This is a genomic window from Methylobacterium sp. J-088 (genome assembly GCF_022829295.1).
Taxonomy (GTDB): Bacteria; Pseudomonadota; Alphaproteobacteria; order Rhizobiales; family Beijerinckiaceae; genus Methylobacterium.
Map to the genome: position 1 here is coordinate 12,495 of NZ_JAKSYH010000146.1, position 19,099 is coordinate 31,593.

General features: G+C 60.8%; 15 protein-coding genes and 1 pseudogene. 7 read left to right on the top strand and 9 right to left on the bottom strand.

What is annotated here, in order from left to right:
- Positions 1-68: 68 nt before the first annotated feature.
- Positions 69-788, top strand: a complete 720-nt coding sequence (locus MKK63_RS16500; RefSeq protein ID WP_244003621.1) for a hypothetical protein — start codon at positions 69-71, stop codon at positions 786-788.
- A 583-nt stretch (positions 789-1,371) separates the two neighbouring features.
- On the opposite strand, the gene MKK63_RS16505 is transcribed toward MKK63_RS16500, so the two are convergent.
- The 9 genes and pseudogenes from MKK63_RS16505 to MKK63_RS16545 all read right to left on the bottom strand — a co-directional run bounded on the left by MKK63_RS16505 (position 1,372) and on the right by MKK63_RS16545 (position 12,549).
- Positions 1,372-2,724 (bottom strand): glycosyltransferase, encoded by a 1,353-nt coding sequence (locus MKK63_RS16505; RefSeq protein ID WP_244003623.1) that lies wholly within the window; start codon positions 2,722-2,724, stop codon positions 1,372-1,374.
- A 390-nt stretch (positions 2,725-3,114) separates the two neighbouring features.
- Positions 3,115-4,047, bottom strand: a complete 933-nt coding sequence (locus MKK63_RS16510; protein WP_244003625.1) for a hypothetical protein — start codon at positions 4,045-4,047, stop codon at positions 3,115-3,117.
- A gap of 24 nt (positions 4,048-4,071) precedes the next feature.
- The gene (locus MKK63_RS16515) at positions 4,072-5,592 is read right to left on the bottom strand and encodes a glycosyltransferase family 61 protein (RefSeq protein WP_244003627.1); all 1,521 of its coding nucleotides are present in this window, start codon (positions 5,590-5,592) and stop codon (positions 4,072-4,074) included.
- A gap of 123 nt (positions 5,593-5,715) precedes the next feature.
- Positions 5,716-6,345, bottom strand: a complete 630-nt coding sequence (locus tag MKK63_RS16520) for a GNAT family N-acetyltransferase (RefSeq protein WP_244003629.1) — start codon at positions 6,343-6,345, stop codon at positions 5,716-5,718.
- Between the two features lie 303 nt (positions 6,346-6,648).
- Positions 6,649-9,033: a glycosyltransferase family 2 protein gene (locus MKK63_RS16525; RefSeq protein WP_244003631.1), complete on the bottom strand. Its 2,385-nt coding sequence runs from the start codon at positions 9,031-9,033 to the stop codon at positions 6,649-6,651.
- Between the two features lie 62 nt (positions 9,034-9,095).
- Positions 9,096-9,533, bottom strand: coding sequence for a hypothetical protein (locus MKK63_RS16530; RefSeq protein WP_244003634.1), 438 nt, complete (start codon positions 9,531-9,533; stop codon positions 9,096-9,098).
- Between the two features lie 587 nt (positions 9,534-10,120).
- A pseudogene (locus tag MKK63_RS16535) lies at positions 10,121-10,759 on the bottom strand (DedA family protein); the annotation flags it as partial.
- A gap of 69 nt (positions 10,760-10,828) precedes the next feature.
- Positions 10,829-11,845: an NAD-dependent epimerase/dehydratase family protein gene (locus tag MKK63_RS16540; RefSeq protein WP_244003636.1), complete on the bottom strand. Its 1,017-nt coding sequence runs from the start codon at positions 11,843-11,845 to the stop codon at positions 10,829-10,831.
- On the bottom strand, positions 11,842-12,549 hold the full coding sequence (locus MKK63_RS16545; protein WP_244003638.1) for a hypothetical protein: 708 nt from the start codon (positions 12,547-12,549) through the stop codon (positions 11,842-11,844). Before MKK63_RS16545 ends, MKK63_RS16540 begins: the two co-directional genes overlap by 4 nt.
- Before the next feature lie 283 nt (positions 12,550-12,832).
- Between MKK63_RS16545 and MKK63_RS16550 the strand changes: the two genes are divergently transcribed.
- The 6 genes from MKK63_RS16550 (at position 12,833) to MKK63_RS16575 (ending at position 19,016) form a co-directional block, all read left to right on the top strand.
- The gene (locus MKK63_RS16550) at positions 12,833-14,689 is read left to right on the top strand and encodes a glycosyltransferase family 61 protein (RefSeq protein ID WP_244003640.1); all 1,857 of its coding nucleotides are present in this window, start codon (positions 12,833-12,835) and stop codon (positions 14,687-14,689) included.
- A gap of 201 nt (positions 14,690-14,890) precedes the next feature.
- Positions 14,891-15,295 carry a sugar 3,4-ketoisomerase gene (locus tag MKK63_RS16555; protein WP_244003642.1) on the top strand — a complete coding sequence of 135 codons (405 nt, stop codon included), beginning with the start codon at positions 14,891-14,893 and terminating at the stop codon, positions 15,293-15,295.
- Between the two features lie 11 nt (positions 15,296-15,306).
- Positions 15,307-16,461 (top strand): DegT/DnrJ/EryC1/StrS family aminotransferase, encoded by a 1,155-nt coding sequence (locus MKK63_RS16560; protein WP_244003644.1) that lies wholly within the window; start codon positions 15,307-15,309, stop codon positions 16,459-16,461.
- 117 nt (positions 16,462-16,578) lie between these two features.
- Positions 16,579-17,409 carry a class I SAM-dependent methyltransferase gene (locus MKK63_RS16565; protein ID WP_244003646.1) on the top strand — a complete coding sequence of 277 codons (831 nt, stop codon included), beginning with the start codon at positions 16,579-16,581 and terminating at the stop codon, positions 17,407-17,409.
- A gap of 3 nt (positions 17,410-17,412) precedes the next feature.
- The gene (locus MKK63_RS16570) at positions 17,413-18,078 is read left to right on the top strand and encodes an acetyltransferase (protein ID WP_244003649.1); all 666 of its coding nucleotides are present in this window, start codon (positions 17,413-17,415) and stop codon (positions 18,076-18,078) included.
- Between the two features lie 2 nt (positions 18,079-18,080).
- A complete protein-coding gene (locus MKK63_RS16575) occupies positions 18,081-19,016 on the top strand; it encodes a GNAT family N-acetyltransferase (protein ID WP_244003651.1) in 936 nt (311 codons plus the stop codon).
- Positions 19,017-19,099: the final 83 nt, after the last annotated feature.

Here is a 19,099-nt window from a genome sequence, read left to right on the forward strand (position 1 = left end):
CGACACCTGCCACGGAGGCGCAGGCCTCGCACCCTGCCGCAAGCTGAAAAACCAAGGAGAGACTCAGAATGACGGTCGAGATCTTCCGCGCAGCATCCGAGAGTGGTGAGTTGCGGCCCACCGACATCTCTCTTCCTGATCTCTATGATCACGTCATGGCCAACGGGACCGCCATCATCCGCGGGTGTTTCAGGCCGGAACAGCTTGGGACGCTGAGAGACGCCGTCCACGCATGGGGTGCGCAAGTGCCGATGCATCCGCCACAGACCTACGTGGATGAAAACTTCCACGCCTTCGAGGCCGGGATCAGTCCAAGGCAGAAGACGCCGCACGTTTATCACGCGTTCAATTTTTATCGACCACTCGATCTTGATGAAAACATCAGATCTCCTCTGTTGGATGTTTTTAATAGGCTCCTCGAATTCCAGAACGCATTGACAAGCAATCAAGCTGGTTTCGTGGCGGATCCGCAGGGACGAAAGGCGCGGCCGCAAATCATTCATTATCCGAGTGGTGGCGGAATGTTCGGCCGGCATACGCATCCGCTCGAACCGCAAAGGATCGGTTTGATTCTTGGCCTCTCAAAGCGGGGACAGGACTTCCAGAGTGGGAGCACCCACTTCGAATCTAACGGACAGGCTTACGGGACCGAGGATTCGCATGATCAAGGAGATCTGCTTCTCTTCCGGTTTGATATTCCGCATTGGATCACCGCAGTCGACCAAGGTTTGAAATTCGACCCCCAGTCGCAAAACGGACGTTGGACCGCGGTTCTGCCGTATTACTGAGAGCGCCGTCGATCGTTCGGGGTGCAGCGAACCTGTGTTGTGCCGCTATCGGCGCGAGCACAGGTACGTCGCGCGGGGACAGCGGCCTCCTCTCGCGCTGTCTTCCTATACGAGCCCACAGTGGTGGCACGGCTCACGCGCTGCATCGGGAGCACTACAGAAATAATCAAACCTTGAAAGCGCGGTTTGACGTACCGGACACGACGAGCGCGTTCGGCGTGCCGCCGTGAGCGTAATACAGGCCCGGGCAGGAAAATGCGACGCGACCCGGGTGGCCTGAACAGGGTCGCCCGCTTTAGGCGCACGGGTATCCTCGGCGGCACGCCGGTCGGCACCGGGCTCGTACGCCGAGAGCGCAGCTACCGTTTTCGGATCCGGAGCGATTCCGGCGTTCGCAGCCGGGTTTCAGACGCTCCCGGCCCCGTCCGGGAGAGGCCACCGACGCTGCCTAGTATCCGGCATCCCCTGCATCCCGACCGCCGCAGAATAGATGACCGATTCGACCGGCACAGGCGATCCGCGCACCAACCCGACGAAGAAAGATCCTCGTGTCGATCACTCAATGCGTGAGAGGATCAAAAACTTATTTCGACATGAGTCTCTTGATCCGAGCGAAGATCCCCTGCGAACGCGGAAAAGGATCTGCGTGAACGATCGGGTCATCCGTGTTCGAAGGTTCTTGGACGAGAATATGTCTGATAACGGCCGATTCATCGAATTCGATCAGATGACCCTCGCGCCCGCCTAGAAGTTTGACACCGGTCGCCTCCTGTATAAGTTTGAATTTATGCTCGAAGCGACATTTGTCATTGATCATTTGCTGACTTGCGGCCGACAAGTCGCGGCGCCAGCTGGGTTCGTTAAGTAATTGTATCGCTAAGTCTCTCGCTTCCGCCGCCGATTCGTAGGTTGGAAGTTCGACGTAGCCGCGGAACATTTCCGCCAAGGTGTCCGATTTTTTGGTTAACAATACCGAATTCGTGGCTAGAATATCAGTGACACGCCAGGAAAGTCCCTCCTTTTGCGTTGCATTGGGCATATTAAGTGAAATTTTGCTTGAATTGAAATTTATTGAGTTCTGATCAATGGAAACGGAGAGTCTATAATCAAAGTGACGGAAGAGATCGAAGTTAAACTGCATCGCGTATGGCCACGACCAGGGGAAGCCGTGAATTTTGAGGCCGAGATCAGTCAAGCGCGACAAAATTTCGAATTTATTTTTGCAGGAATATAGGCACAGCGCCGAAAACTCTGCGAAGTTTTCCATTTCGCTTGAATAGTATTTCGAAAAATCAAAATCGAAATCTTTGGTGAATTCGTTTTGTCCGATGTCGTCGAGAGCCCTGAAAAAGGCATTCTTCACTTGGTTTTTCTTGTTATCGTCAGGCTCCATCAGATTGAGCTGTTCGAAAAAATTTATGAACGCGTAGCTATGATTGGGCATCGAGCCAATATAGGTAATATTATTTATCTGCTCCAGGTCTGCGGCGCGCATATCGGTCGCATGACCAAAGAAAATCATCCGGTCCGAGCTGGGAGAAAACCGTTCTTCGACATCGCCGGCGATGATTCTGGACCCGTTGAGAAAATAGTAGCGGTCAATATATTTTTTGATTCGTTCCTTGTCGGCATAGAGCGCTGGCGTATCGGCGGAGTAAATCGCGATCGGGCAGTCGGTTATCTCGGCGATGTCTTCACACGGCATTGAGTTATTGAATGTTATGATCAGATCGGGATCGAAATTTGCGATCGTCTCTTTAATCAGCATCCCATCGAATTTGTCTTTCGGCTTGTTGCTGAACTGCTCAGCCAGCAACCCGTTGAGATGAAATATAAGCACCTCATTTCCGGATCGCTTCAGAGCCCTTGCAAATCCTTCGGTAAATCCATCGTGATACTTCGTGCTAGTCCAAGTGACATTGGAATACGCCGCCAACAATACCCTTGACATAAATTACCTTTCGGCTTGGCCGCGCAGAGGCAATCCTAGCGCCCTGAGATGCTGCGTTTTCAGAACAAGTATACCATCGCTTAGTTGCATCTGCAACATTTCACGAGTTGATTATTTGTCTGGTGTGATTTGGCTAAAATGTTTCAAACAGCGATGGCGTGGGACGTGTCGTCGATCGCCATTCCAACAATGAAATTGGTGCGCAATGCGCGTCGGTCGGCAATTGCCGCGCAGGTCTGGACGCCTCACATCGACCGCCGCACTGCTCAGGATGGTCCATTCGATAACAGATCCTGAATTGCACCGGATCGCATCGACAGCGTTCGTCCTTGAAATATACGACGTCAAAAGCTCTATTGACTGCTCAAGCCAGTTTTAAACAGCCTCTTCGCAGTACCGCGCTAGACCGAAGCCAGTTTTTCCATATCCATTACCATTATAGAACAGGATGCTCTGCTGATCGATCCGACACGTGGCTCCGAAGCAGGTCATCTCGGAGTCCCATCCAGCGACAGATGGCGATATGGCTCCGGTCCAACGAGAGCGATCGGCGATGCGCTCGTCAAAAGGGCATTGAACCAGTCGATAGTCACGCTCGGTCCGAACGGAAAACATCAACACCACGTCGCCACTGGGGAGATGCTCGGTTCGTGGGCGCCCGAATCCGATCTCTCCGAGGGCAGGATCCGGCGTAAGAATATCTTCGGCGCTGGCGGACCAATTGATTCCATCTATCGATTTGGCACGCCGGATCGAATAGCGGGGTAGTAGTTTTCCCTGAGAATCTTCGATGAAGCGGCTCCCGCCGACATAAAGCATTTCGTACCCGGTGTCCGTTTTCTGCACGAAGGGTGCCGTGCGAAAATATCTTTCCTCATTCTGGGCCTGGAGAATTGGCGCCTCCTGGATTCGCTTGAAACTGCGACCTTGATCATGGCTGACAGCCAAGCCCGTGAACAAAGTGTAGGGAATCCGCCCGGGAAATCTTTGCCAGCCGACGTAATACAGCCACCACTCTTGGCCACAAACGAGGAGATGACAGGGATTGACGCCATCGGCGTCAAAACACCCTTGAGCGCCCAAATCGAGAACTGGGGTCGTACTAAGATGGATAACGTTATGCGGCATCTCGCGCTCTAAATCGACATAATATACTCTCCCGCGAAGACCGCTGTCACACGAGGCAAAGAGGACCCGAATGCAGTCTGGCAGAAGAACCGGGGTCGGTACCATTGCGTGCGTTTTCAGGAGTCCGTTGCCCGGCGCTTCGACGCGAAGACCGATCGACACCCAGGGGTGCATTTTCATGTTGCCGATCTCCCAGTTTAGCGATCACGGAGCAATGTCGGAGGGCGTAAGATTTGCAGTTTCAACCCGAATGACGTCCGATAAATATTCGATATTGAGCTCGTAATCGCCATGTGTGACTTCGAGGGACTCGCGTTTCTGTGCCGGATCCGACCGGGGATCGCGACGCTTTCCAGGGACGGCGAGATATCGGCATTCTGCAAACTTTGCTAGGCTGGAAAAGATCGGAAACTGGACCGCATATGGAGAAACGAGTCCAAGAACGAGGGCACCCTTCGGAGCAAAAATAACATTGGCGAACGCCGCCCCAATCGGCCCAGCTATACAAATCGCGGATGAGAAAATACGCACCTGTTCCAGGAAGCTCAATCCAGCCGGGTCTATGATTTCAAAATTATTCCTTCGGAATACTGCTTCAACCTCGCCCCGGTTCTTGATATTGCGTCCCGCTGTCCGTCCGAGATAGATATACCGACTTGGTTTTGCGTCAGCATTTTCGAGAGCCGAGAGAACTCGGGTGCGCAACCAATATAAACTGTCATGGTTGACGGCTGCGACTTTCCAGAAGTCGATCGTTGGAGTATCGGGTATGTAAGTCATCACGGATGGGACGTGTAGCTTTGCCACATCGAGGCGGCTTGCATGGCGGCGGACGATCAGGTCGCGTTCGGGGAAAACGATTTTCAGCGCCTCGAATTCTTGGGGATATAAGTCTTCAGTGATGATGAGCGGAATAGACTTTGCGATTTTGGCGCATTCCAGAACGTAACCCTTGGTCAGGTACTCGATCATGAAATGGAAGTAATTGGATCCGCAGCGGCCTACGAGAAGGATGCCTTCCGGAAGGGTCGCATTCGGTGACGGCGGCACTCTAGCGAGCACGCGATCGGCCGGCGATCGGAAGCAGGGGACGATGAATTCGCATTGCCGACTGGTGTATTGCAGATCGGGGTCCGCGGCCGGCTCGTAGGCTACAAAACTAAAATGCGCAACGATCTGAGAAAAGCCGAAGATCGAAGCATCGCGAATTTCTGCCGACCACAAAGATGGCCGAGCGACCGTGCGATCAACGCTTGCATCCGTCGAAAGTGCAACGCTGGGGTCGGAGAAGGTGTATTTTCCGAGACCCTGAACGGTGGTACATTTGAGCCATGGCCGCTCATCCGACCAGAGTCGAGTGACTGGGAAAATATTCCCCAGGCTGGGACAATGCAAATTCGGTCGAGACGCTATCGCTCGCGCGATAGCAAGGGCAATTTTATGTTGGGAATTGAGGCCGATCCGGGTGGAGAGTTGATTGATACGGTAACGGAAGCAATCGGTAATATCGGGCCTGTCCCGTTTCAGCAACGCTAAGCCCAGGACGATCAAGGGCGAAAGTGTATAGATCCATGGTTCAATCGTTGCATTTGGCGCACGCAGCGGGGGTTTGGACCAGCATTCGGCGAAATGGACTGCCGGATCGACGCCAGCCGCTGCGACATCGGGGTTCCTATCCAGATAGAACCCTCGGTCGACGATCATTTGAGCGAGCCAGAGCTTCAATTCGCTTAACCTGCGTCTGGGCGCTTGTTGCTGGTCATCTCGATCATTGTGCGCATACCTGGTGGTGTTGTCAGATGGCTTCGTTGTTGTCATTGACCGCCGCGCACTTTGATCGAAATGGCGTTATCGATCGGTCTGCGCCAAGCCTTCATTCGGATTTGGCGTGATCGTCGCATGTCGATCGTATGTTCCGGCCTGGGCGGTTCGGAAGCGATGGTAGGCCTCTCGTGTGAAGTGGAAATAATAATCCTGATTGTCTTCGCGAACGATCTCTGCACCGGCTCTGAGATGGAATGCGACGACGCTGCTATTGGCGCGCCGGACATCGAAATGGGCATGCTCGAAGCCGAGGTTGTCAAATCCCAATTCGTAGATCGCGAGCGCTGAGTATGTTGCTAAGCCGACGATTGGTGGGGGTTCAATGATCCAGCTGCCCCAGCAAAACGAAAGCTTGTCATCGATCGTTCGAAAATCGTACATCCGTACAGTGCCGCGATCTTTGAAGTCCGAGACCAAGATAAAGTAATATTGCTGGCCCGTCGCCTCGTCTTCCTTATAGCGAGTCAGCCACGCGATCTGTTGCTGCACGGTCGTTGGCGGCGCGTTCAGAAAACGGCTGAGCTTGGGATCTGAGCGCAGACGATGGATCAGAGGGCCATCCGATGGCTCCGCCAGCCTCAGGTAGGACCGACGACGGGTGTCTAGGGGGGGCATCTTATCGAGTCGATCCACCACCATATCCTGTCTGCGCATGCGCTCCTGAGGCCGAACGGCTACGGGTGTCCGCGTTTCCGGTTCCTGACATGATCGGCCAATTTTGTCACACGTGAGGACAGGTGTTCCGCGCTTTTTCATCGCCACAGCGGTCGTGACCGCGCTTAATAGGCGCGCGTACGCTCACATCGGCGGCACGGCTTCAGGCTGCGGTGCTATCATCGGATGCGGGAACGGGTTGGGGGGCGGACTCTTCCGGTTGGCAGGCACAACCAGGCCGTCACGGCTCTTCCGGTCTCTGCCTGATATGGTTTGGCCCTTGCGTCGTCCGCGGGGCCGGAATCAACGTGAGTCGGCCTCCCCCTTCACGCGGTGCGTGAAGATCACCGAGAGCCAGGGCACGACCTGATGCTCGACCTCGATGGAAAGCAGTACTTCCAGGTGGAGCGCGTAGGGCACGGTGAAGCGGAAGCCGCAGCGGGCCTCATCCATGGTAGTGGGCATCTCGCCGAGCACCGCCGCAATCACATCTGGACGGTGAACATCCGCGGGTATCCGCTGGACATCGCCATCGACCTCAGCGATGAGCGTCGCCCGAGCGCGGCTCGCCGAGACGACCCAGCCGGCCAGCAGCACCTGCCCGTCCTGGATCTCAGCCCAGACCCGATCCCGGGGTGCCTCGAGGTTGGCGCGGGCGAAGAAATCCGGCAGTTCCGCGTCGAGTTCGGCGACGGTGCAGCCGACCTCGTACAGCTCGAAGCCGCGCCCTTCGCCGAAAATTCCGGCGAACTGCTTCTGGTATTGCGCGATCCGGGCGTTCTTGATGTCGTCGGGCAGGCCCGACCACTGGCCCTTCTCCTGGACCGTGTAGACCGACAGTAGCTCGCGCAGGAACGCGATCCGACCCTTGTCGGCGACGTAGAGGTTCATCAGCCAGTCGGCCGCCGCCGGGTTCTCGTAATAGGCCGCCGGCACCCGGCGCAGGGCCTCGGCGCGGTAGAAGCAGCAGGAGAAGTTGGCAGTCAGCGGTGAGTTGGCCAGCACCGGGAAGCTGATCGTGCCGGTCGGATGACGGCCCTGCTCGTTGTGCGGCAGGTAGGAGCCAGTCGCCGGGAAATGGAGCAGCACCCAGTTGAAGCACATGTCGAGTTTGCGGTCGTTGCGCAGCATCCGCATCTGCTTGGCGATCTTGCGGTCGGACAACCAGTAATCGTCGGCCTCGCAGAAGGCGACGTAGCGACCCGTGCACGCGGCGAGGCAGTTCTGCATGTTGCGCAGCATGCCGAGATTCCGCGGCCGGGGCCGGACCACGATCCGCTCCGCATCGCGCGCCCGGTAGGATTCGACGATTTCCGCCGTTCCGTCGGTGGACTTATCGTCGCCGATCACCACCTGCATCCGGAACAACCCGCGCTGCCCCAGAACCGCGTCGAGGCAGCGGCCGATATCCGCCGCATGGTTGTACGCCGTCACGACGACACTGACAGTGAGTTGCTCCACCAGCCACGCGCGCAGCGCCTCCGGCTCGCCGGAGAGGTGGTCCGGCGCGTCGAGGCCCATGTCGCTCAGGGCATCTCGGGCGATATCGGGATTGGCCTCGATCAAACGTCCGAGGCTCGCGACATCCTCCTCGTCGAGATAGGCCTCGGCGAGCCGCCGGAAGATCGCTTTCTGCGACGCCTCGTAGCCCGCCGCGTAGCGACCGCCGAAATGCCCGCGCAGCTTGCGGAAGAACGCGATCTCGGCGTTGCCGAGCTTCTTGTGCCGGGCGAGTTCGGTGGCGTAGGTCGCCCACATCCCGGCCGCGTGCTTGCGGTAGACCGCCATTACCTCGGGCAGGAAGCCAATGCGCCCGACCTCGGCATGCATCAGGTGGACGTACCAGTCGCCGGGGGCGATGCCCTCGTCGAACACGAACGCCTCGGCGCCGCGATAGCGCCAGCGATAGAGCACGCTGTTTGTCTGGACGAAGTTGTGCGCCACGAGGTCGGACAGCGAGGGCTGCGGGCTGCACTGCCTTGGGTAGATCTCTTCGACCCCCGGCACGTCCTGGTAGACGACGCGCACCGGGTGGAAGCAGAGGGTGAATTCCGGGCGCGCCCGCAGGAAATCGACTTGGCGCTGGAGCTTGCGCGGATCCGTCCAGTAATCGTCCCCCTCGCAGATCGCTACGAATTCGCCGCGGGCGCGGGCCGTGAGGTCGGCGAAGTTCTTGTTGGGTCCGAGATTTTCGGTGCGCAGAACCGCCACGAGGTTGGGATGACGCGCGGCGTATTCGGCGATGATCTCGGCGGTGCCGTCGGTCGACCGATCGTCGCCGACGAGCAGCTCGAAGAGGAAATCCGTGGTCTGCCCGAGGATGCTCTCCAGGGTCTGCCGGATAAACGCCGCTTGGTTGTAGCTGATGCACAAGACCGAGACGACGGGTCGATTCCAGGTCGGTGCGGGTTCCATCTCGGCCCGCGCCCGGATCCAGGCCGCGAAGGGATTGACGAAGCTGCCGTCGAAGGTTTCGTCCGGCGGCGCCGTAAAGTCGGCTCGGGGCTGGCGCCCGAGGCACGCGCCGTACTTCACGTAATGTTCGAGGGGCGACAGGTCGGTCAGGCCGACCTCGGGATAGCGCGTCGCATACCAGATGTGGTCAAACAGCCGGCTCGCGTAGATCGTCGCGAAATCGTCCTGCCACGGCTCGAGCGCGGGTGCGGCCTCTCCTGCACCGTCATGCATCAATCAGATCCCTCGCAGAGCCCTCGAACGCGCGTCAGCGGGAAGCCTCCCGGATTTCACCCTCAGAGGGTGCTGGGAAGGCGCCCTTCCTCGGAGCCGTGGTTGTAGTAGTGCTGCGTCGGGTCCGCGCCGGCATTCGCGACATCGTCATTGCACGCGAGGTAGAACTGGCGGTCGAACAGCCCGGAAGTCTCGAGCCATTCGAGCATCGTCGCCTCGGGGACGACGGGGGCGCGATCGGGCGTGGCGGCGGCGGCTTCGCGATAGAGGTGCGCGAATCGGGCGATCCGGGCGGCGACCTCCTTGGCGGCGGGGCGGCGCACCGAGGCGGCGGCGACGCTGGATTGCTCACCGGGGCGGCGGCGCTGAAGATCGGCCTCGGCGAGGCGAACCAGACGGGCCAGCTCGCCCTGCGCTTCCTTGAGCCGTGCCTGCGTCTCGGCGAGTTCGGCCCGCAGCGCTTCCACGTCCTCGCCCAAGGTCGGCTCCGTCTCGGTCACGACGTCCGACAGGGCATGCGCGGCATCGGCCGGAAACCAACGCGCGGGAACGCCCCCGTCGGGGGAGGCCGGGTGATACGATCGGCCCCCCGACCGGTCAACCCTGCGCCCGGGGCGGCGCGCTGACGCCTCCCAGGGCTCGCGATACGCGACTGAGCGATCGGACGACCGCCGATCCGCCCGTCAGCTCAGGCGGCCAGCCTGATTCCGTCCTCGGCCTCGTCCCCGGCGGCAGTCGACGATTCCGGGTATCTCAGGCGCCAGCCGACGATCGTCAGCAGCACGGCCGGCACGAGCAGGATCAGCATCAGGCCGACGATGCTGATATGGCCGACGAGGCGCCCATAAAGGCCACCGGTGCTCCCATGGGACCAGGATGCGAGCGTCATGCCCGCGGCCGAGGCCAGGAGAACGACGGGGATCTTGAACCAGAGGGGCAGGGCTTCCGGCGGCTGGGCGCGCATCGCGGGCGCATTGATCTGCGCCGCGTCGTCGGGTTTGGCGAGGAGCGCTTCGACCTGCCTCTCGAACACCGCCTGACCCGAGTCCTGCGCTTGACGCGCCGGCGGCTCCGCCCCCGGATCCTCGGTGAGCGGTCCCGGGATCGCGGCCTCGGCGGCGACCATCAGGCGCGCCTCGTGCCGGCGCATAAACAGCCACAGCGCCACCGCGCCGAGCAGCACGAAGGCCAGCAGCCCGAGGCCGACCGGCCCCATGACGTTCTCGATCGAGCGGCCGCACAGATAGGCGCCGAAGCCCATGATCGAGGCCCACGCCACGCCGCCCAGGGCGTTGAAGGCCATGAAGCGACGCGCGTCGAGCTTGTTGACGCCGGCCAGCACCGCCGCGTAGGCCCGCAGCATCGCGGTGAAGCGGCCGAAGAACACGATCTTCCCGCCGTGCCGGCGGAACAGGTACTGGCCGAGCTTGAGCCGCCCGTGATCGAGGCCGATCAGGTGCCCCTTGCGCAGGAGCAGAGGAAGGCCCCAGCGGCGGCCGACCCAGTAGCCGGCATTGTCCCCCAGGATCGCGGCGGTCGCAGCGATCGCCACCACGAGGCCGATGTTGATGTTGCCGGTGCTGCCGGCATAGGCGGCCGCGGTCAGCAGGACCGTCTCGCCGGGCAGGGGTAGGCCGGCGCTCTCCAGCGTGATGATGACGAAGATGGCGATGTAGCCGTAATGCGCGATCAGGTCGGTGATCGGCAGATCGTGAAGGAAGGACATGCGGTCTCCTCGCGGATCGGACCTGCCGCGCTGTCGCCGACAATCGTGGCCACTCCGGGGCGAGGCCCGTCAGGTCACGCGACGACCTGCGGCCTCCGCCAGATGGGTCCGCATCCACGCGATGGTGTCGCTGAGGCCCTCGCGCAGCGCGACGCGGGGCTGCCACACGAGTTCGGACCGAATCAAGGTTGTGTCAAGGACGTTGGCGGGCACGTCCGCGGCCCGGCTCGGCTTGAACGAACAAGGCAGGCGGTCCCGCCCGAAGGCCGCCTCCAGCGCGGCGATGATCGCGTTGACACTCAAGCCCGTGCCGCTGCCGACGTTCAGGACCTTGTGCGGCCCGTCATAGGTCACGGCGGCCAGGAACGCGTCGCTGACATCGTCGATGTGCAGGAAGTCGCGCACCACCGCGCCGGTGCCCCAGACCTCCAGCGGCTGGTCCGTGAGGACGCGATAAATGTAGCTCCCGACCAGGCCCTGGTGCTTGGTGCCGAGTTGGAAGCGGCCGTACGGGTTGGCGATCCGGAGGATCTGGTAGTCAATCCCGTGCAGGTGGTAGTACAGAGCGAGCGACTTCTCGATCATCAGCTTGCCGATGCCGTAGGCCGAGATCGGATCGGTCGGCGCCTGCTCTTGGATCGGGATGGCGCGCGGGATGCCGTAGATCGCGCCGCCGGAGGAGGCGAACACCAGCTTTCGGATCCGGGCCGAGCGGCAGATCTCGAGCAGGTGCAGGGTGGCGATCGGCGTGGCCGACAGTTCCGCAGACGGATCCAGGTTCGAACTCTCCGGGATCGAACCGGCGATCAGGTGGAAGACGACGTCCTGGCGCTCGACCGCGTTGGCGATGGCAAGGCGGTCAGCGAACTGGCCCGTCACCCGGGCGACGCGCCGGTCCAGCACGGCGGCCTGCGGGTGACTGCGGCTGAAGCAGGTGACCTCGGCTCCGGCATCCGCGAGGCGGTTGCACAGGTTCAACCCCAGGAAGCCGCTGCCGCCCAGCACGAGGCAGCGCGCCCCCGCAATACTTCGTGCGAAGCCGTCGGATCCGGTGCGATCGCGCGGCGGCCCGGCCGCGGCGCTCACGGCCGGATATCTGCGGCGGAGCGGAGTTCCCCGGCTCCGGCGTCGCCCGCTGCGATCATGCGCTCGATCAGGACGAGGGTCGTGTCCTGCAGGGCGCGCCGGGTCGGCTCCAGGGACACCTTGCCGCAGGCGCGGGCCGCCGCGTAGGCCGCCGCGTAGGCGGCGTCCCAGCCCGCCGCGAGGATCGGGCCGCCGGCCGCCTCCAACTCATCTTGGACTGCGGCCCACGCTGCCCGGTACGTGGCATCCCAGGCCGCGGCGCGCACGGACGAGCCGGTCTGACACAGGGTGAGATTGGCAATCGCGGCCCGCTTGCGGGCGCGCTTGAGATGGTCGCACAGGGCGGCGAGATCGCTCACGTCACGGATCTCGGGCAGGCCGGCCAGCACGTCTGCCTCGACATTCAGCTTGGCAAGGCGAAACCATGCCGGGAGATGGATGCGGACCATCCAGTCGGCCACCAGACCGGCGCGACGGCGCTCCGGCTGCTCCGGCCCGCGCGTCCCAGCGAGGCGCGGCAGGAGCGGGAGGATCAAGTCGTCGCGCGCCGCCCGCGGGAGTCCGTCGTTCCAAGTGCGCACGAAGGCTGCAAGGACGGGGGACGCGCAGGATGGCTGGTCGGAGAGCGGCTCACCGGCCAGAGCAGCCACCGCCTCCATGGCACACAGCGCCCCGTCCCGCCCCCGCTGCCGACCGGCCGCCAACGTTCGGATCGGCAGGCGCGCATGCCCATCGCGACCACTGAGGTTTAGACCTGCTGATTCCGGCATCCGAAGACCTTCCTCCCCGCGCCGCGGCCGCGGATCGGGGCCAAGCACCGCAACCAATCCGGCCGGGACGGGGATTTACCAGTTCCGCGGCGGGACGCTAAGGGAGGACCACGATCTCGACGTCCGATACCCCGTCCTGCCGGCCGTCGCCTGAGGCTCGCAACGCCTGGTCGAAGCCAGGAATGGGTGGGTCGAGCGCACGGACATGGCCGCGGACATGGCACAGTTTCTCGATCTGATCAGAGATCATCGCGGCGCTCCGGCAGACCTGATCGCGCGGCTCACCGCGCTGATGGCCGATCCGGAGGCGGCGGGCAGCAATCCCGGCACGATGATCCGCCATCTCGACGCCCTGGCGTTTCGGCTCGACAGCGACGGCGCGCCCGGCCTCGCCGCGCAAGCTCACGAGTTGGCCGCCAGCCTAGCGGGCCAGGACGGCGACCGCTGGACCCTGGCCGCGGCCGAGGCGCGCCTGCGGGATCTCTGCGCCAACGAGCGTTTCGCGGAGGCCGATCCGGTCATCGCACGGCTGCGTGCTGCGGACGCCAGCCGCCTGCGACCCAAGGTCGTGCAAGTCCTCATGGATAGGGCCTGGGTATGCGAGTTGCGCGGCGAGGCCGAGCCGAGCATCCAGTATTACCGCCTCGCCCTTGCCTTGGGCGGCAACGAAGCCGACCTGATCACGCCCGACGGCGATCCGGTCGCGAAGAAGATCAAGAACTCACGACGTTTCCAGCTCGACGCCTTGATCGAAGCCGACGCGTACGAGGAGGCCATCACTATTCACGAGACGACCCGGCACGTGATCGGTGCGGGTCCCTTCAAGAGCTACACCATGGTCGCGGCCGCGACCCTGGCCGGTCAGCCTGGCATCCGCTATGCGGAGCTGCGGCCGCGGCGCCCGATCCAGGAGCCGCAGATCAAGTTCACCGAGACGCCGCCGCCCCTCACCTCGGAGCCCGGTGAGTTGGAGGCCCCGGCCCAGTATCTCGCGCTGGTCGAGGCGTGCCATGCCTTCCCGCGCAGCAACCTCGTCATCAAGGACGACCACCTCATCTATGATCTCGCAGCCCATCCCCGCCGGCGGGACGTTCTGCTTCAGGACGGCGTCAATCCGGACCAGATCGTAATGGCGGCTTTCGGGGACCGCCGAGCCCTCGTCGAGCGTCCGGAGGACAGCCTGTCCATCGAGGCAGGTCTCTCGATGTTCGGGCTCCAGAGCCGCAACTACGGTCATTGGTTCTGCGAGTTCGTCCCGCGGATGCTCGCCTATAACGATCCGCGATGCCCGGACGGCATCCCGCTCTGCATCGACGACCATATGCCGGCGACGCATGAGGAGGTCGTCAGGCTCCTCGACAAGCGCGATCGCCCGATCATCAAGTTGCCGCCGCAGCCCGTCGCGTTCGGGCTTCTCGGCCTCGCGCCGGTGCCGGCCTTCTTCCCATTCGAGATGAAGCCCGGCCGGCGCGTCTACGATACGATTTGGCCAGCCGACATCCTCATCGACCTGCGCACGCGCATCCTCGACGGCGCCCGCGAACGCGGGGCGCTGAGCGGACAGACGGGACGTCGGCTGTTCATCTCACGCAAAGCCTTCGCCCAGCGCCAATTAATCAACGAGGTCGAGATCGCCGAAGCTCTCCGACCCCACGGATTTGAGATCATCACGCCGGAGACGATGACCTTCCTCGAACAGGTCGAAGCGTTCCATGCCGCCGATATCATCGTCGGATCATCAAGCTCAGCGCTGACGAATGGTCTGTTCTGTCGCCCGGGCTGCCGTATCCTCGGTCTTATCCATGCCAATCTCGCCTTCAATTTCCGAGGCTACACAAGCTTCATCGAAGCGGGCGGCGCGCAGATCACGTTCTTGCGGGGCCAGACGGTGAGCGAGGACGGTCACGCCTTTCACGCGAACTACAACGTCGCACCGGATGACATCCTATCGGCCCTAGATCGCCAAGCGTCGCACAAGTCGGAGCAGGACGCACCGATCAAACAGCAGCCGGCGCAGACAATCGTCGGGCGGATGATTGAGGCGCTGCCATTTGCGCGCCGCAATGGACCGTGATGACATTTCCGATGTTCGCCACCCGCAGTCCTCCCAGTCGCGCCCCGGGTTCGATTGCGGAGCCGCTCACTTCGGCATACGAAGCAACCGGAAGTTGGTCGGTACTTCGATCTCGCCGATAGGTCTCGGATCGGCCTCGCCGGTCCTCTTCAAAGCCATCCGACGATCTGCGTCGAAAGCCTAGGTATCGACAGGGAAGCAATGACTCAGCCCTACCTGATCGAGTTCCGTCATATCCTGGATCACAGGGGAGCGCTCACGCCCATCGAGGCGGAGGCGGATGTGCCGTTCAGCATCCGGCGCGTCTATTTCATCTATGATGTATCTCACGGCGCTGTGCGAGCGGGCCACAGCCATAAGAAGCTTCAGCAGGTTCTTATCGCCGTATCCGGCAGCTTCAAGGTTCACCTCGACGATGGGGAGAACCGGCAGACCTTTCTCCTGAGCCGGCCCAATGTCGGGCTCTACGTGCCGCAGATGACGTGGCGGGATATCGACGACTTCTCGGGCGGGGCCGTCTGCCTTTCTCTTGCCTCAGATCATTATGAAGAAAGCGATTATTATCGCGATTACGAGGCATTTTTGAATGCCAAGGGTATCAGGTGAGGAAGTTTGGGATGAAAGTTCCGTTTCTCGACCTCCACCGGACCCATAACACCATTCGGGCTGATCTCGATGCCGTTTGGCATCGGGTCTTGGATCGTTCACGCTACATCTTAGGCGAAGAAGTCGAAGCTTTCGAGTCGGAATTCGCCGCCTATTGCCACGCTGAGCACGCGATCGGTGTCGCGAACGGTCTCGATGCCCTCGTCCTGATCCTGCGGGCGTATGGCATCGGTCCGGGCGATGAGGTTCTGGTTCCCTCGAACACCTTCATCGCGACTTGGCTCGCCGTCAGCCAAGTTGGGGCAATCCCGGTTTCCGTCGATCCTAGCCCGGCAACGTACAACATGGACCCGGCCGAGGCGGCCAGGGCCATCACCAGCCGCACGAAAGCAATCATACCCGTCCATCTCTACGGACAACCCTCTGATATGGAGGCGCTGGGTCAGTTGGCACGGCGACATGGTCTGCTCTGCATCGAGGACGCGGCGCAGGCGCATGGTGCGACGTTCGCAGGTCGGCAAGTGGGTAGCCTGGGTGATGCCGCCGCGTTCAGCTTCTATCCCGGGAAGAACCTAGGAGCGGTGGGCGACGGCGGAGCCGTCACAACGTCGGATGCAGCACTGGCGCGCCGGATTCGTGAGCTGGCGAACTACGGATCGACCGAGAAGTACGTCCACCGCCAACGCGGTGTGAATTCCCGGCTCGATGAACTTCAAGCGGCCATCCTCCGCGTCAAGCTCGGCTATCTCGACGAGTGGAACGCGCTCCGCCGCGGGGTTGCCGCGGCCTATCTGGACGGGCTCGCAGGCACCGGCCTCGTGCTACCGCGGGTTGATCCGCGAGCCGTACCCGTATGGCATCTCTTCGTTGTCCAGACCGACAATCGCGACGCCCTCGCTGCAGAGTTGGAGCAGGGCGGTATTGGCACGCAGATCCATTACCCGATCGCCCCCTCCGACTCTCCGGCCTATGCGGCATCGCACGTCCTCGGTGAGAGTCGCCTGGGTCGCGCCCTCGGCAGGAGGATCCTGAGTCTGCCGATCGGCCCCCACATGCGTCCGGAAGAAGTCGAACACGTCGTCGCTTACTGCCGGGACCGTGTGGGAGCAGCGCGCGCGGCAACCCGTGCCCGACCCGAGGGGGCAGCCATTCCGCAGGACCGGTAGCACGGGTCTCGAATGGACCCGAGACGCCTCGCCTGACCCGCCCTGCGAACCGGTTCGCCCAGTTTAGTAGGATGGGGCGGAGGGATCGACGCGATCCCAAGACAGCGGAGACCGAAAATGTCATCTTCACCGGGCGACTCAGAGGCAAGCGGAGCGCAACCGCCTTCGGATGCGCTCGAACGCCTTCGGACTAATGAGAATGTCGATCTTGCCAAGGTTGACCTGACCTTCGAAGGCTTCCGCGCCCTCGCACAAAACCCGCACCTGACGGCCAACGAACGCATCGGCTTCCCGAATTCCTACAGGACGGGATTTGAGGACGCGATCTTTCACGACATCTTGTCGAAGCTGCCGGTTCTCACCGGCGAGGGCGCGACCATCTTGGACATCGGGCCAGGTTGCGCGGGACTCTCCCATCGCATCATCGAACTCTGTCGAGAGCGAAAGCATCATTTAATCCTGGTCGACAGCGAAGAAATGCTGGCCCAGCTGCCCGACATACCCGGTGTGACGACGAAGATCGCCGGCGCGTTTCCTCAGGTTGCGCGCGAGGTCGGCCTTATACGTCCGTCGGTCGATGCAATTCTCTGCTACAGCGTCTTCCACTACGTATATGTCGACGGTAATCCCTTCGACTTTCTCGACCGTGCGCTCGACCTTGTCGGCAGTGGTGGACGCTTGCTGATCGGCGACATTCCCAACGTGTCGAAGCGACGCCGCTTCTTCGCTACAGAAACCGGACGCCGCTTCCATCAAGATTTTACGCAGACGGACACCTATCCGGAACTCCACTATAATCAGCCCAGCCCCGGTAAGATCGACGACGCCGTTCTCATGGGCCTCATGCAACGGGCTCAATCGGCTGGAGCGGATGCTTACCTGATGCCGCAAGCCGCGGGGCTGCCCATGGCGAACCGGCGCGATGACCTTCTCCTGATGAAAGCTTGATCGATGAAGCGCCTAATCATATTCGGGAATGGCGAAATCGCCAATATGGCTTATGAATATTTTAAACATGACAGCGATTACACTATAGTAGCGTTCTCCATAGGCGAAGAATACATAAAGGAGAAGGAATTCCTCGGCTTGCCGGTGATCCCGCTGGCCGACATTCGCGACGCATATCCGCCGGAGGCGCACGACGCATTTGTGGCCATCGGCGACTCACGCCTCAACAGGGTTCGCACGAGCCTCTACGCGCAGGTCAAGGAACTTGGATATACTTTAACGTCGTACATCAGCACACGTGCTTTTGTCTGGCACAATTGTGAAATCGGCGAAAATTGCTTTATTCTTGAAGACAATGTTATCCAGCCGTTCGTAAAAATAGGAAATAATGTGACGCTCTGGAGCGGGAATCACATCGGCCATCGTTCCGTTATCGAAGACAATGTCTTCATCAGCTCTCATGTCGTCATCTCGGGTTTCTGCACGGTCGGTTCATACAGCTTTCTCGGGGTGAACGCGGCCGTTGGCCACGGTGTCGCGATCGCCAGCGATAATTTCATCAGCATGGCCGCGAGCGTTGCTCAATCAACCGAACCGGACAAAATTTACCAGGGAAATCCAGCGGAGCCGCGCAAGATCTCAGCCACGCGGTTCTGCCGAGCGCGATAAGAATGTCCCTCACGCTCCAACGCTACGTCCCGAGCTTGATATCGGCTTGGAACACCCTCAATTCGGAAAGCTCGGCGGCTCATTTCCTATTTGAGCGCGGTTTTATGGATTACCACGCCGCGCGCTTCGCCGACGCCTCGCTCACGATTTGGCAGGATGACACGCTCGTCGGCCTGTTACCCGCGAATGTCGTCGGGCCGGAGGTCTATTCTCATCAAGGCCTGACGTTCGGCGGCCTGATCACCAAACGCACCGGTGTCGATCAGACACTCAGAATGATGGATCTGTGTGTCGATTACTACAGGAAAATTGGCGTCAGCAAAATATATTACAAGCCTATCCCGTGGATATATCAGCGCTTCCCGTCGGAGGCCGATATCTATAGTTTGTTTCGCCATAACGCACAGCTTGTGCGTCGGGATGTGACGACGACGATTTCCAACCGCCAACCTGGCTCATTATCGTCGCGCCGGCGACGCGGGATCCGAAAAGCGGAGAAGGCGGGGATAACCATTCTACAAAGCGAACGTTGGGGGGATTTCTGGGACATTCTGCAAGAAGTCTTACAGAGTCGTCACGGCGTCGCTCCTGTGCATTCGATAGCTGAGATCACGATGCTGGCAGCTCAATTTCCGGAGCACATCAAACTTTTCACTGCTGAACAGAATGGCACGACGATCGCAGGCGTCGTAATCTTCGAAACATCACAAGTCGCTCATGCGCAGTACATTTCCTCCAGCGATATCGGGCGCGAATCCGGCGCCCTCGATCTTCTGTTCAATTGGCTGATTGAGCATTACCAAGCGGCGAAGGACTATTTCGACTTCGGCATCTCGACGGAAGAATCGGGCCGCCGCCTCAATGTCGGGCTGTCAACGCAGAAAGAAGAGTTCGGTGGCGGGGCGGTCGCGCAAGACACGTATGTAATTCACACGTAAGCGGTGATTTGGTCAAATGCAGGGTCCCCAACTGGTCGAATTCAATACGACCTGGGCTGGCGATCCTCGACTTGATGTGCAGT

Excerpts from the sequence above, each read along its gene's own strand:
- MKK63_RS16500 (WP_244003621.1), top strand. The coding sequence starts at position 69 with ATGACGGTCGAGATCTTCCGCGCAGCATCCGAGAGTGGTGAGTTGCGG.
- MKK63_RS16510 (WP_244003625.1), bottom strand. The coding sequence starts at position 4,047 with ATGAAAATGCACCCCTGGGTGTCGATCGGTCTTCGCGTCGAAGCGCCG.
- MKK63_RS16520 (WP_244003629.1), bottom strand. The coding sequence starts at position 6,345 with ATGCGCAGACAGGATATGGTGGTGGATCGACTCGATAAGATGCCCCCC.
- MKK63_RS16525 (WP_244003631.1), bottom strand. The coding sequence starts at position 9,033 with ATGCATGACGGTGCAGGAGAGGCCGCACCCGCGCTCGAGCCGTGGCAG.
- MKK63_RS16550 (WP_244003640.1), top strand. The coding sequence starts at position 12,833 with ATGGCACAGTTTCTCGATCTGATCAGAGATCATCGCGGCGCTCCGGCA.
- MKK63_RS16555 (WP_244003642.1), top strand. The coding sequence starts at position 14,891 with ATGACTCAGCCCTACCTGATCGAGTTCCGTCATATCCTGGATCACAGG.
- MKK63_RS16560 (WP_244003644.1), top strand. The coding sequence starts at position 15,307 with ATGAAAGTTCCGTTTCTCGACCTCCACCGGACCCATAACACCATTCGG.
- MKK63_RS16565 (WP_244003646.1), top strand. The coding sequence starts at position 16,579 with ATGTCATCTTCACCGGGCGACTCAGAGGCAAGCGGAGCGCAACCGCCT.
- MKK63_RS16570 (WP_244003649.1), top strand. The coding sequence starts at position 17,413 with ATGAAGCGCCTAATCATATTCGGGAATGGCGAAATCGCCAATATGGCT.
- MKK63_RS16575 (WP_244003651.1), top strand. The coding sequence starts at position 18,081 with ATGTCCCTCACGCTCCAACGCTACGTCCCGAGCTTGATATCGGCTTGG.